The sequence below is a fragment of the Pseudarthrobacter enclensis genome (genome assembly GCF_030811655.1).
In the GTDB taxonomy this organism is placed as follows: domain Bacteria; phylum Actinomycetota; class Actinomycetes; order Actinomycetales; family Micrococcaceae; genus Arthrobacter; species Arthrobacter enclensis_A.
Window position 1 is genome coordinate 13,234 of sequence record NZ_JAUSRE010000005.1, and the last position, 13,073, is coordinate 26,306.

Sequence of the window (13,073 nt, forward strand, 5' to 3'; positions counted from 1 at the left end):
AGCGGCAGGCTAGAGCTTCTTAAGCTCGCTGCTTGGGGTGGCGATGTCCGCCGTTGCCTCGGTTTCCTCGACCTGCTTGGCCTGGCGGCGATCGCGGCGCCTGTCGTTCAGGATGCAGATGCCAATAGCTGCAAAGAACAGGGCCAGCAGTGGACCGGCCAGCATGAACATCGATATGGCATCCGCGCCGGGGGCGGCCATGGCCGCGAGGACAAACACCAGGAAGACGGTGATGCGCCAGGCCTTGAGGATGGTCCGGCCTGAAATAAGGCCTGCCATGTTGATGCCCACGAGCACCACGGGTACCAGGAACGCCAAGCCGAGCATCAGCACCATGCGGGTCACGAACTCGATGTAGGTCCTGGCATCGATGACGCTGGAAGACCCCTGGGGGGTGAACTGTGTCAGCGCGTGGACAACCTGCGGAACCACCAGCCAGCCCACCCAGATCCCGGCGAGGAACAGCGGGATGGCAGCAGCCATGTAGCCCAGGGTGTAGCGCCGCTCCTTGGATGTCAGGCCCGGCGTGATGAACGCCCAGAGCTGGTAGATCCAGATGGGGCTCGAGATGACGGCACCGATGAGGAGCGACATCTGGAGCTTGAAATCAAAGGGTGAGGCAATGGTCCCGAAGTTGATGGCGGCAAGTCCGCCGGTCTCATTGGAAATACGGTTGACCGGCTCGGCCAGGGCCTTCAGCAGCGGATCGTAAAGTATCCAGCCCCCAATACCGCCAATGACGACGCCGATAGCCGACTTGATCAGCCGGTTTTTCAGCTCCTTGACGTGCTCCCAAAGCGACATCCGCCCCTCAGGATTGGCTTTGCGGGCCCGAGACAGTGCCACGGTAGGTCAGGCGCGGGTTGAAGGCGGAACGTCAGTGCCGTCTGTCGGCTCTCCGGGCTTCGCCTTGGGGTGGTTCACAATGGTTCCTTCCACGGGACCGGAGGGGTCGGTGGAGTCGGCCTTGCCGTCGTTCTTCATTTCCTTGACCTCGGACCTGATGATCCGCATGGACTGTCCCAGGCTGCGGGCCATGGCCGGAAGCTTGGGGGCTGCGAAGAGAAGCAAAGCAACGATGATGATGATTACGATTGGCCAAGGGCCATCAAAGAGTCTTCCCACGGGAAATCCTTTCCTCTAACTACATCCTACTTCTATGTGAAGTCGAGATCTCCGAGCGCCTGCGGCTGGCCCCGGTCCTTTTTGCGCTGCACTCGCCTGCGTCGGCGTTCTTCGCGCCGCGCCAGTTTGGATGCCTCGTAATCATGTCGCATGACGGCGGGCGAGGCAAAAACGGCAGAGCCCGGGCGCGGCCCCTCCGCTTCACCTGGCGCCTCCTGCACCTCGGGTGGGTTCAGGTGCCCCAGCTTTTCGCCCGCGGCGCCGAGATCCTTCATGGTCGCCATGAACTGCCGGAACAGACGGAGGCCCAGAAGGACATAGAACAGCAGGGACAGTGCGACGAGCGCCACCCATATGAGAATCCAGGACCACCAAGGCATGCTGAGAAGTCTATCCGGCGTATCTGTCCAGTGATGCCGCCAGCCACTCCCGGGCAGCCGTGGCCAGGTCGGCGGGCGCCAGGATCCGGGCGGTACCGCCGTGCTGGGCCACGAACATGGGCAGCCACGCCGTGTTGCCGAAGCGGATCTCTGCCACCATCCCGCCGTCGGGAAGCTCTGCCGTGCGTTCGGCGTAGTAGTCGTCCGCAAGCCCCCTCCCCTGGCGGGTGAGCTGGACGGTGACGGTGGTGTCGTCGTCGTTGGGCGTGAAGAGCTTGGCCGGGACGCCTCCCTCGGCTGCTCCTGTCTTGCTGGCATGTGCGCCGTTCGGGTGGATGTCCTGTATCCGGTCCAGACGGAAGTTCCGGAGTCCCTGCACGAGGTGGCACCACGCTTCGAAGTACCAGGTGTTGTCCAGCGAGTACAGGCGCAGCGGGTCGACGTCGCGTTCACTGACCGCGTCCCGCTGGGGTGACAGGTAGGCCAGGTGGAGCTGGGAGCGCGACTCGATGGCCTGCCGGACCGTGGCGTGGATGCCTGCGTCGGCGGGAGCCACCTGGGGGCCGGCAATGGAGGCCGCACGGAGCCCTTCTTCTCCTGCGGCTGCCAGGAGTTTCAAAGTGACCGATTCCAGGGCGCCGCCGCCGGGCAGGTCGGGCAGGCCATTAAGGGTTTCAAGTCCTGTGAGCAGGGCGCATGCTTCCTCGACGGTGAACCGGACAGGCCTCTTGAGGTCGAGGTCCTGGGTGATGAAGACGTGGTCGTCCTCCCATTGGATGTCGAGCAGGTCATCCGGATACCCCTCCGGCAACCCGGAGCAAATGAGGATCCGAAGGTCCGCCTCAAGTTCTCCGCGGGTGACGCCAAAGTGGTTGGCCACGTCCTGGATGTGGAGGCCCTGGTTGTGGACCAGGAATGGGACCAGCTGCAGCATGCGCTTGAGCTGGTCCTCCGAGGTTCCTTTCGGGGCAGGGCGCGGTCTGCGGCCCCCAAAAGTGTAGGCAGGTGGGACCGAGTCGCTGAAGTCAGCAGCGGCCTGAAGGCGGCGCTGGACGGAGCGGGACAGCTCAGCGGGTTCAACTGCCAGGGCCTCCGGCCCGTATGAGGCCAGCTCCTCGGCCAGGACTTCAAGGTCCCGGTACTCGAGGACAAGCCGGTCATATCCGTCTACGGGTGGAGCGGATGTCTGCTGCCGGCTCTCCGCGACCGCACGGCGGCGCAGGGCGAGGAGGTGTCCTTTCCGGACGTCCACTTCGGCTGTGCGCAGCGGCAACTCAGGGAGCCGGTCCAGCTCTGCGCGGATGTTGAAATCAGCCGGCGGTGTGTAGTGCTCCCGGGCGACGGTCGTCACAGCACTGGTGAGGCGGGACAGGCGGAACTGCCGTGCTGCCTTCCGGGCGCGGTCGTACCCCATGAGGTACCACTGGCCGAATCGGCTGCCAAGGCCCCACGGCTCAACAGTCCGCTCTTCCTCTTTGCCCGTGCTGGACGCAAGATACGTGAACGAAACGGGATGCCGGGCGTGCATCGCTGCGACGATGTCATCGAAGGCCTGGCCGGCCGGCTTGATCCGTGGCTGGACACCGGCAGGAAGTTCAACCTTGGCCAGCCGCCCGGACGCCTGCAGCTTGCGCAGTGCGCTTTGGGCTGCGGTCCCCAAGGCAGCCCGCTCCCAAAGCTGGGACGCCAGCAGGAGCACCGTCCATTCTTCGGGTGCGAGCTGGACGTCAGGGAGCCGGTTCGATTCCTTGCCTATCCTGTACCGGGTAGTGGCGGGATCGTCCTCGCTCCACCCAAGGTCAGTCAGGGTCTCGACGTCGAAGCCCATCGCCCGCAGGTCATTCTTGTCCCGTTCGAACATCCGCCCGAAAGCGACGTCGTTGCCGGAGGTGTCGTGGTAGATCTTTTCACGCAACTCGCTGCGGCGGAGCCCGTAGCGGGTGTTGAGCAGAGCAATGAGCAGGTTCAGGAGGCGTTCGGTGCGGGATACGGACACCTTGGTTACGTTACTAAACCCGCCCGCTGAAAGCAGAAAGCGCGGCTGCACGGAGGGCAATCCTCCATGCAGCCGCGCTGTTTGCTGCGTCCCGGGGCCGGATCAGCGGACGGCGACGAGGTCCACGACAAAGATGAGGGCTTCGTTGGGGGCAATCGCTCCTCCGGCACCGCGCGAGCCGTAGGCCAGCTCTGACGGGATCTCCAGGCGGCGGCGGCCCCCGACCTTCATGCCCAGCAGGCCCTGGTCCCAGCCCTGGATAACCTGGCCCACGCCAACGCGGAAGTCCAGCGGAGTGCCGCGGCCCCATGACGCGTCGAACTCTTCCCCGGTGGACCAGGCGACGCCGACGTAATGGGTGGAGACGGTGTCCCCGGCTTTGGCTTCGCGTCCCGTTCCCTCAATGAGGTCGGTGATGACGAGTTCCGTAGGGACGTCGCCTTCGGGGAAATCGATCTCGGGCTTCTGGCGGTCGAATTCCCGCTGTCCAAACGACATGCTTGCTCCTATGCGTGAGAGTGATGGGTGCCGCGAAGGCCGCGGCGTCCCTGTAAGTCTTGCTACTTGACCCCGAGGATGTCCACTACGAAGACAAGGTCGCCCTTTGCCTGGCCCTGGCCGGCGTCGCCGTAGGCAAGGTCTTTGGGTATCACCAGCAGGACGCGGGAACCTACAGTCTTGCCGGTGAGGCCCTGCGTCCAGCCCTTTATGACACCGGAGAGGGGGAAGGTGGCAGGCTGGCCCCGGTCAAAGCTGGAGTCGAACTTGGTGCCGTCGGCCAGGTTGACCCCAACGTAGTTGACCGTCAGGGTGTCGCTTTCCTTGACCGCGGCGCCGGTGCCCTTGATCAGGTCCTGGGAGACCAGCGATGTGGGGGCGGGCGCGCCTGCAACATTGATCTGCGGTACGCCGTCCTTATCCGTCACAGTCGGAAGCCCGGCCGGCGGGGTCACCGTTTCACCCTGGGGCTTGTCGAGGACGGGGGTAGCGTCGGCAGCAGACACTACTTTGATGATCAGCAGCTGGGTGGGCTGGGCCGCGGCACTGGGGCTCGGGCTCGCGCTGTCAGAGGGGCTTGCACCATCGGAGGGGCTGGGGCTCGCGGAGGGAGAGCTCTGCTGTCCGGGGACGGCCAGCGCCAGGCTGGACCCTACCTTGGCACCTACGAACGCGTTGTAGATGACGGCGCTGCTGGTCTTGAGCTGATCGTTCAGCTCCAGGCTTTCCGGCTCATTGGGAAAAGTATCCTCAAGCTGCGAGCCGTCCGTGCCGTTCAGGGCCAGGATCGAAATCTTGGCTACCTGGTTTGCCTTGATGGTGTCACCGCTGCCTTCGGACACCACCTTGATAGTGGGCTGGGTGACGGTCAGCGGCTTGTCGAAGTCCACACCCGGGGCCTTCTTGTCCCCGTTGTCGGTCAGTTTGAGGGAGTCGAACTTTGCAGTCTCCCCGGCGGACTGGCTGCTGGGCTCTGGCTGCGAAGATGTGCCTCCGCAGGCGGTCAGGAGCAGCAGGCCGGGAAGGAGGATTGCTAGTAGTCGGCGCACGTAGGAAAACTTTCGTCGGGGCAGGGTGGATACGACATTCCGCATCGCGGCGGACAATGCCGTTCGAAGGGTCCCGTTAAAAAGGACCTTATCCAGAATAGACCCTGAAGCTGGACGTCAGCCCATAGAGTCCAGAAGAGCCTCCACGCGGTCGTCCACGCTGCGGAAGGGATCCTTGCACAGGATGGTCTGGTGGGCGCGGTCATTCAATTTAAGATGCACCCAGTCCACGGTGTAGTCCCGCCCCAGTTCCTGCGCACGGCGGACAAAGTCACCCCGCAGCTTGGCACGGGTGGTTTGCGGTGGTGCATCCACCGCGCCCTTGATCACCGTATCGTCAACGATCCTGCGGACCGCACCGCGTGATTGCAGCAGGTAGAAGAGCCCGCGGCTGCGGGAAATGTCGTGGTACGTAAGGTCCAACTGGGCGATCCGTGGCGCATCCAGTGCCAGGCCGTGGCGTTCGCGGTAGTTGTCCATCAGCTTCTTCTTGATGGCCCAATCGATCTCAGTGTCAATGCCCCTGGTGTCGCCCGACTCGATGGCGTGGAGTGTGCGTTCCCACAGATCCAGGATCAGCGGAACATGCTGGTTGTGGGCACCGTGTTCGTTGACGAAGGCCGTGACCTTGCCCAGGTACTCCTGCTGAATCTCCAAGGCAGTGAGCTGCCGCCCGTTGGCGAGGCGCACCAGCGCGCGGCCGGTGAGGTCGTGGGAGATTTCCCGGATGCTGCGGATGGGGTTCTCCATCCGCATGTCACGCATGATCACCCCTGCTTCGATCATCCGAAGGACGAGGTCCACGGTGCCGATTTTCATCAGCGCCGTTGCTTCGGACATGTTGGAATCCCCCACGATGACGTGCAGCCGCCGATAGAACTCGGCGTCGGCATGAGGCTCATCCCTGGTATTAATGATGGGCCTGGACCGGGTGGTGGCCGAGGAGACGCCCTCCCAGATGTGGTCGGCGCGCTGGGAGAAGGCGTAGGTGGCACCGTGCGGTGTCTTCAGGATCTTTCCCGCCCCGGCGATGAGCTGGCGGGTAACGAGGAACGGGATCAGGATCTCGGCGAGGCGGGAAAACTCGCCGCGCCGGGGAATGAGGTAATTTTCGTGGCTGCCGTACGAATTGCCCGCCGAGTCGGTGTTGTTCTTGAATAGGTACACGGTGCCGTTGAACCCCTCGGCGGCCAGCCGCGCCTGGGCTTCATCCACCAGGTCGTCGAGGATCAATTCACCGGCGCGGTCGTGGGCGATCAGCTGGGCAAGGTCATCGCATTCCGCCGTGGCATATTCCGGGTGGGACCCTACGTCGAGATAAAGCCGCGAACCGTTGGTAAGGAACACATTGGATGAGCGCCCCCAGCTGACCACCTTGCGGAACAGGTACCGGGCCACCTCCTCCGGAGCAAGAGGCCTGGAGTCGGGACTCGAGTAGGAGATCCCGAATTCGGTTTCAATGCCGAAGATTCTCTTGTCCATTTTGTTCCTCCTAGGCCAGCAGGGCTGTGATGTCCGCGCCGCTCAATCTGCGGAAGGCGCGCCGGGTGCCGCGGGAGCTGTCGGAGAGCCTGTCGAGGACGGCCACTTCAAGAGCGCTTGACGGCAACGGCGTCGATGGCTGGTCCCCCTCCTGGGCGGGCGTCAGTCCCTTCACTGCGAGCCGCACCGCGTCGGCGAAGCCCAGGGACGCCTGCCATCCGGCGTCGATGACCGCGGAAACCTTCTCAGCCTGGCCGCCCATGACGACGAAACTGTGCTCGTCCGCGATCGAGCCATCGAACGTTAACCGGTACAGATGGTCTTCGGCCTGGGTGGGACCTACTTCTGCCACGGCGAGTTCCACTTCAAACGGCTTTTGCTCGGCGGTGAATACGGCGCCCAGGCTTTGCGCGTAAACGCTGGCCAGACCGCGGGCGGTAACGTCCTCGCGGTCATAGGAGTAACCGCGGACGTCGGCATAGCGGACACCGGCCTGGCGGAGGCTTTCGAATTCGTTGTACTTGCCAACGGCGGCGAACGCGATCTTGTCGTAGATTTCGCCGACTTTGTGCAGGGACGGCGAAGGGTTCTCCGCGACAAGCGCAATGCCATCGGCGCAGCTGATGACCACCACCGAGCGGCCGCGGGCGATGCCCTTCCGCGCGAAATCCGCGCGGTCCTTCATCAGCTGCTCGGGCGACACATAGAACTGCTGCGTCATCTCAGGCCTCCCGTCCGGCGATGGTGCGGGCCTCGATCACGCCGCGGGACGCGGCTGCGAGTTCGGCCTCCGGAATACGTCGGGCCCCCGTGCTGTCCACCGTGTAGACCACGGGCCACAACTGCCTTACCGTATCCGGGCCGCCGGTGGCGGAATCGTCGTCGGCGGCGTCGTACAGGGATTCCACGGCAACGGAGAGCGCTTCCGCTGCCGTCAGGTTGGGGCGCCAGAGCTTTTTCAGGGCGCCACGGGCGAAGACAGAACCGGACCCTACCGTGTGGTGCTCGTGTTCCTCGTACCTGCCCCCGGTAACGTCGTAGGAGAACAGTCGGCCGAGACCGGCGGTGGTGTCAAAACCTGCAAACAGAGGGACCACTGCGAGCCCCTGCAAGGCCAGCGGAAGGTTGCCCCTGATCATGGCCCCGAGCCGGTTGGCCTTGCCTTCGAGGCTGAGCTGCGTTCCCTCAATCTTTTCGTAATGTTCAAGTTCGACCTGGAAAAGCCTGGTCAGGTCGATTGCTATGCCGGCTGTTCCGGCGATGCCAAGGACGGAGAAGTGGTCCGCCGGGAAGACCTTTTCGATGTGCCTGCTGGCGATGACGTTTCCCATGGTGGCCCGCCTGTCGCCGGCCATCAGGACACCGCCCCCGTAGCTCATCGCAACGATGGTCGTGGCGTGTGGAACCTGCAAAGGGGCAGCCGCCGTCGCGCCACCCGGCAGGGACCGGTTGAAGGGCAGCAGCTCAGGCCGGTCCCGTAGTAGGTGCTCGGTAAAGGACGAGGTGGCGTTGGCGGCTACCTGGTTGGCGGTTGATTCCTGCACTCATCACTCCTTGAACGTGGTACTTCAACGTCGGTACAGATTCCGGCCGTCCGCGGCTTCCGCCACCTCCCGGGTCCGGGTTACTGGCCGCCCTTTTGGACAAAGGCCCGGACAAACTCCTCGGCGTTGGATTCCAGGACGCCGTCGATTTCGTCGAGCAGGTCATCCACGCCTTCGGTTGATGCCGAGGCCTGCGCTTCGGGCGGAGCCGGGGGTGCCTCGGGGATGTCTTCGTCGACCTGGGTGTCGCGTGATTGCGGCTGCTGTTGCTCCTGGCCTGCCATTGGTTTCCCTCCTTCTGACTTCGGCGGATCAAGCGGATCCGCCGATATGCCCATCCTGCCACGGGATAGGCGTTCCGGCGCGGTTTACGCCGCAGGCGGAGTGCTGTTGTGTCCCAGCAGTTCCCCGAGGAACGGGGCCGCATCCCGGTAGCGCTCAAACAACGCTCCGGTGAGGGCTTTGGTTCCCCTCAGCGGCTCCCGGGTGGGAACCCGCTGAAGCCGTCCGTAACCCGGCACGTCGAAGATAACGGAGTCCCAGCTTGCCCCCACCACGTCCTTGCCGAAGGTGCTGATGCACTTGCCCCGGAAGAAGGCCCGGGTATCGGCCGGAGGCTCGGACACGGCCTTTGCGATGGCGGCATCATCCACCACACGCTGCATCCGGTTCCTGGACAGGAGCCGGTAGTAGAGGCCTTTTTCGGGCCTGATATCGGCCCACTGGAGATCCACCAGGCCCAGCCTGGCATCACTCCACTCAAGTCCGTCGCGCTGGCGGTAGCCCTCCAGCAGGGAAAGCTTGGCCACCCATTCCACAGAGGAGGCAGCAGCAGCGCGGTCATTATCAAGCTGGGTGAGAACCGACGCCCACCGCTCCAGCACCTCGTGGGTGTGCCCGTCACCGTCCACCGAGTCACCCACGCCGGTGTCCTGGGCAAGTTTGGCGGCGGCCTCGTGGTACATCCACTGCAGGTCCAGGGCAGTGACGCGGCGGCCGTCCAGCAGGCGCAGCTTCGCTGTCAGTGTGGTGTCATGGCTTACGGTCTTGAGCGCTGCGACGGGCTCGAAGACCTCGATCCTGGGCGCCAGACCGGCCTCGATGAGGCTGAGGACCAGCGCCGTAGTGCCGAACTTGAGGTAGTTGGACACCTGGCTCAGGTTGGCGTCCCCGATGATGACGTGCAGGCGCCGGTATTTGTCCGCGGTGGCGTGCGGCTCATCCCTGGTGTTGATGATAGGCCTGCGGATAGTGGTTTCCAGGCCCACTTCAGCTTCGAAGAAGTCCGCCCGCTGGCTGATTTGGAAGCCGGGGATGGAGCTGTCCTGGCCGATTCCCACGCGGCCTGCTCCGCACACCACCTGGCGGCTCACAAAAAACGGCGTCAGCCCGCGAACAATGTCCCCGAAAGGCACCGACCTGGGCATGAGGTAGTTCTCGTGGGAACCGTAGGACACGGACTTGTTGTCCGTGTTGTTCTTGTAGAGGTTGACCGGCGGGAGGGCAGGGTCCGCGGCCAGCCGGCGCACGGCGGCAAGTCCAACCAGGTCCCCCGCCGCGTCCCAGGCCACCGCATCCCGCGGGTTGGTGACCTCCGGGCTTGAGTATTCAGGGTGTGCATGGTCCACGTAAAGTCGGGCCCCATTGCCCAGGACCATGTTCATGAGGAGGGTTCCGGACTCATCCTGCCCGTCCAGTTCAAGTTCCTCGCGGCCGTAAGCCAGAGCCACCGCCTCTGCATCAAGGACGGGCGGCTGGTCGGTCAGCTGGCTGGGATGGGCCGCGCCCCTGTCCACCGTCCAGCCGCGGGCGTCATGGAGCGGCTCTTCATCGGTGTAGTCCCAACGGGTTTCAGCTCCACCCGCAGCCCGCTGCCGGGTGACTTGGGCGTACGCCTGCACCACCCGGGCGCTCATCATGGTGGCATTGGCGGAGGGTGCGGAAGGGGCGTGGATGCCGTATTCGGTTTCCGCCCCCATGACCCGCATGGCTCCGCCGGCGGGGAGAGCCTCCCCGCCGGCGGATCCCTGTGCACCCGTCATAGATACTGTCCTGTGGTGGGCATGGTCTCGATGGACTTGCCGGGCTCCTGGCCTGCCTTCCCTTGGACGATGGTGCGGATGTAAGTGATCCGTTCGCCCTTCTTTCCGGAAATCCGGGCCCAGTCATCCGGGTTGGTGGTGTTGGGCATGTCCTCGTGTTCACGAAACTCGTCCACCACCGCCCGCAGCAGGTGCTCGATCCGGAGCCCCTTCTGGTGGGTGGTCAGCAGGTCCTTGATGGCGTACTTCTTGGCCCGGTCCACCACATTCTGCACCACGGCGCCGGAGTTGAAATCCTTGAAGTACAGCATTTCCGTGTCGCCGTTGGCGTACGTGACTTCCAGGAACTCGTTGGACTTGTCCGTGGAGTACATGGCTTCCACCGTGCGCTGGACCATGGCGTCCACGGTGGCCTGGACATCGCCGTTGTGTTCGGCGAGATCCGATTCGTGGAATGGCAGATCGGGCGTGATGTATTTGTTGAAGATGTCGGCGGCAGCCTCCGCATCGGGCCGTTGGATCTTGACCTTCACATCCAAACGGCCGGGCCGGAGGATGGCCGGGTCAATCATGTCCTCGCGGTTGGATGCGCCGATGACGATGACATTGTCCAGGCGCTCCACGCCGTCAATCTCACTGAGGAGCTGGGGCACGATGGTGGTTTCGACGTCGGACGAGATGCCTGTGCCGCGCGTGCGGAACAAGGAGTCCATTTCGTCGAAGAACACCACCACGGGGCTGCCGTCCGAGGCCTTTTCCCGGGCTCGGGAGAAGATCAGGCGGATGTGCCGCTCCGTTTCGCCCACGTACTTGTCAAGGAGTTCGGGTCCCTTGATGTTCAGGAAGTAGCTCTTGAGGTCCACGTTGCCGGACCGCTCGGCGGCGCGCGCAGCCAGGGAATTGGCGACGGCTTTGGCGATCAGGGTTTTGCCGCAGCCTGGAGGACCGTACAGGAGGATTCCCTTGGGCGCTTTCAAACCATGCTCCCGGTAGAGGTCCGGATGCAGGAACGGAAGTTCCACTGCGTCGCGGATCTGCTCGATCTGGGGACCCAGGCCGCCGATGTCCTCGTAGGTAATGTCCGGGACTTCCTCGAGCACAAGGTTCTCCACCTCGGAGCGGGGCACCTTTTCCAGGGCATAACCAGTGCGGGAATCGACCGAGAGGGCATCGCCGACCCTGAGCTTCTCCGCCTGGAGCGCCCCTGAGAGACGCACGACGCGTTCCTCGTCGGCGCGGCCGACCACCAGGGCGCGGTCCCGCCCCAGCATCTCCTTCAGGGTGGCCAGTTCGCCGGCGCGCTCGTAGCCCAGTCCGGCGACAATCAGGAGTGCTTCGTTCAGCAGCACTTCCTGGCCCACGGATAGCTGGTTTATATTCACCAGGGGGCTGACGCCCACGCGCATTTTCCGGCCGGCGTTGAAGATGTCCACCGATTCTTCGGTGGCCGCCTGGCCGCTGTTGCCCGGAGCGGGCTGACGCTTGGGATTGATTTGAAGAATGGTGCCGAAGCTGTAAGGCGGCTGACCCTCCTGGTCCAGGGCATTTTTCAGCCGAAGGATCTCTGCCTTCGCCGTCTCAAGCATGCTGACCAGCTTGGAGTTGTTCTGCGTCGCCGCTGCCAACTGGCGGTCAATATGCCTGAGCTTGTCCCGAAGTATGTTGACCTGGCGGTCAGCAACCGAGAGGTCGTTGGCGGCAGACTGCTCTGCCGGTGTACGTCCGGAGTCCTGGTTTGGTGTCTCCATGATGTATCAGCCCCTTCCTGCGCTTCTCTTAAGACATTAGTCCCAAGAAGGCGGGTAGGGATGGAGACTCTCGAAATCTGGACTAGTTCGTGACCTCGGGGGTATCCACCACGTTCGTCCCGGCAATGGCGTCCCGGGCAGCGCGGCGCAGCTTCTTGTCTGACACGGCCCGCTCCCCCACGGCGCCGGGCGTCCACGCGTTGACGTCTTCTTCGTTGAACTCGGTTTTGGAGGGACGGCGCTTGACGGAGATGCCGGTGACGCCATCTGCGAGCCGCCGGGTAACCAGCAGGAATCCGGTGTGGGCCACCATCCGGTGGTCGGGGCGGACGGCAAGCCCTTCGAGGTGCCAGCCGCGGACCAGCGACTCCCAGGCATCCGGTTCAGTGAAGCGGCCATCGGCCCGGATGGCCTCTGCCGTGCGCGAAAGCTGGGTGACGGTGGCAACGTAGTTGATCCAGACGCCGCCCGGTGCAAGGACGGTGGCGACGGCGTCGAGGCACTCCCACGGCGCCAGCATGTCCAGGACTACGCGGTCCACGGATCCGGGCTCCTCAGCCTTAACTACTTCCTCCTGGAAGTCGCCGAGGGAAATCTGCCAGGCGGGGTGCGGGCCGCCGAAGATGGTCTCGACGTTGCCGCGGGCTATATCCGCGAACTCCTCCCGGCGTTCAAAGGAATGCAGGTAGCCGTTGTCGCCCACGGCGCGGAGCAGGGAAATGGACAGGGCACCCGAGCCGACGCCGGCTTCCACCACGCGTGCGCCGGGGAAAATATCCGCCATGGTGACGATCTGGCCGGCGTCCTTGGGATATACGACGGCGGCGCCGCGCGGCATGGACAGCACAAAGTCGGAGAGCAGGGGCCGAAGCGTCTGGTACTGCTGGCCCACATTGTTGACCACCACGGAGCCGTCCACCTTGCCGATGATTTCGTCGTGGTTCAGGAAGCCGCGGTGCGTATGGAATGCTCCACCACGTTCGAGCGTGATGGTGTTCATACGGCCGCGTTCGTCCGTGAGCTGGACGCGTTCGCCTTCGCGGAAGGGGCCACGTCGACGGGCAGCTCCCACCGGCTGCGAGCCGCCGGCGGCAGCACCGGCCCGGGCTGCTCCCTGGGCGTCATTGACGGCAGTTTCGCTGCTCATGATTTTTCCTCGCTCCTGTGAAACCTGTTACGCCGCGGAGGGAAACGTCCCGGGGACACTGT

General features: G+C 64.0%; 13 protein-coding genes. All 13 read right to left on the reverse strand.

Annotation, left to right across the window (positions count from 1 at the left end; all coding sequences use genetic code 11):
- Positions 1-9: 9 nt before the first annotated feature.
- The 13 genes from tatC to J2X98_RS06120 all read right to left on the reverse strand — a co-directional run bounded on the left by tatC (position 10) and on the right by J2X98_RS06120 (position 13,011).
- Positions 10-804 carry a twin-arginine translocase subunit TatC gene (gene tatC, locus J2X98_RS06060; RefSeq protein WP_307305523.1) on the reverse strand — a complete coding sequence of 265 codons (795 nt, stop codon included), beginning with the start codon at positions 802-804 and terminating at the stop codon, positions 10-12.
- Positions 805-852: 48 nt separating this feature from the next.
- Positions 853-1,125, reverse strand: a complete 273-nt coding sequence (tatA, locus tag J2X98_RS06065) for a Sec-independent protein translocase subunit TatA (protein ID WP_141941393.1) — start codon at positions 1,123-1,125, stop codon at positions 853-855.
- A gap of 32 nt (positions 1,126-1,157) precedes the next feature.
- Positions 1,158-1,505, reverse strand: coding sequence for a hypothetical protein (locus J2X98_RS06070; protein WP_307305529.1), 348 nt, complete (start codon positions 1,503-1,505; stop codon positions 1,158-1,160).
- A gap of 10 nt (positions 1,506-1,515) precedes the next feature.
- The gene (locus J2X98_RS06075) at positions 1,516-3,501 is read right to left on the reverse strand and encodes a helix-turn-helix transcriptional regulator (protein ID WP_307305532.1); all 1,986 of its coding nucleotides are present in this window, start codon (positions 3,499-3,501) and stop codon (positions 1,516-1,518) included.
- A gap of 102 nt (positions 3,502-3,603) precedes the next feature.
- Positions 3,604-3,999 (reverse strand): FKBP-type peptidyl-prolyl cis-trans isomerase, encoded by a 396-nt coding sequence (locus J2X98_RS06080; protein WP_141941388.1) that lies wholly within the window; start codon positions 3,997-3,999, stop codon positions 3,604-3,606.
- Between the two features lie 62 nt (positions 4,000-4,061).
- Complete coding sequence (locus J2X98_RS06085; RefSeq protein WP_141941386.1) at positions 4,062-5,048, reverse strand: FKBP-type peptidyl-prolyl cis-trans isomerase; 987 nt, start codon at positions 5,046-5,048, stop codon at positions 4,062-4,064.
- A gap of 117 nt (positions 5,049-5,165) precedes the next feature.
- Positions 5,166-6,530: a Pup--protein ligase gene (gene pafA, locus J2X98_RS06090; RefSeq protein WP_141941384.1), complete on the reverse strand. Its 1,365-nt coding sequence runs from the start codon at positions 6,528-6,530 to the stop codon at positions 5,166-5,168.
- Positions 6,531-6,540: 10 nt separating this feature from the next.
- A complete protein-coding gene (gene prcA / locus J2X98_RS06095) occupies positions 6,541-7,251 on the reverse strand; it encodes a proteasome subunit alpha (RefSeq protein WP_141941382.1) in 711 nt (236 codons plus the stop codon).
- 1 nt (position 7,252) lies between these two features.
- A complete protein-coding gene (gene prcB / locus J2X98_RS06100) occupies positions 7,253-8,074 on the reverse strand; it encodes a proteasome subunit beta (RefSeq protein WP_141941380.1) in 822 nt (273 codons plus the stop codon).
- A gap of 80 nt (positions 8,075-8,154) precedes the next feature.
- Positions 8,155-8,358 (reverse strand): ubiquitin-like protein Pup, encoded by a 204-nt coding sequence (locus tag J2X98_RS06105; protein WP_141941378.1) that lies wholly within the window; start codon positions 8,356-8,358, stop codon positions 8,155-8,157.
- Positions 8,359-8,442: 84 nt separating this feature from the next.
- Positions 8,443-10,116 carry a depupylase/deamidase Dop gene (gene dop, locus J2X98_RS06110; protein WP_141941376.1) on the reverse strand — a complete coding sequence of 558 codons (1,674 nt, stop codon included), beginning with the start codon at positions 10,114-10,116 and terminating at the stop codon, positions 8,443-8,445.
- Entirely contained in the window at positions 10,113-11,864 is a 1,752-nt protein-coding gene (gene arc / locus J2X98_RS06115) for a proteasome ATPase (RefSeq protein WP_307305550.1), read from the reverse strand. Before arc ends, dop begins: the two co-directional genes overlap by 4 nt.
- A gap of 82 nt (positions 11,865-11,946) precedes the next feature.
- Positions 11,947-13,011 (reverse strand): tRNA (adenine-N1)-methyltransferase, encoded by a 1,065-nt coding sequence (locus J2X98_RS06120; RefSeq protein WP_141941371.1) that lies wholly within the window; start codon positions 13,009-13,011, stop codon positions 11,947-11,949.
- Positions 13,012-13,073: the final 62 nt, after the last annotated feature.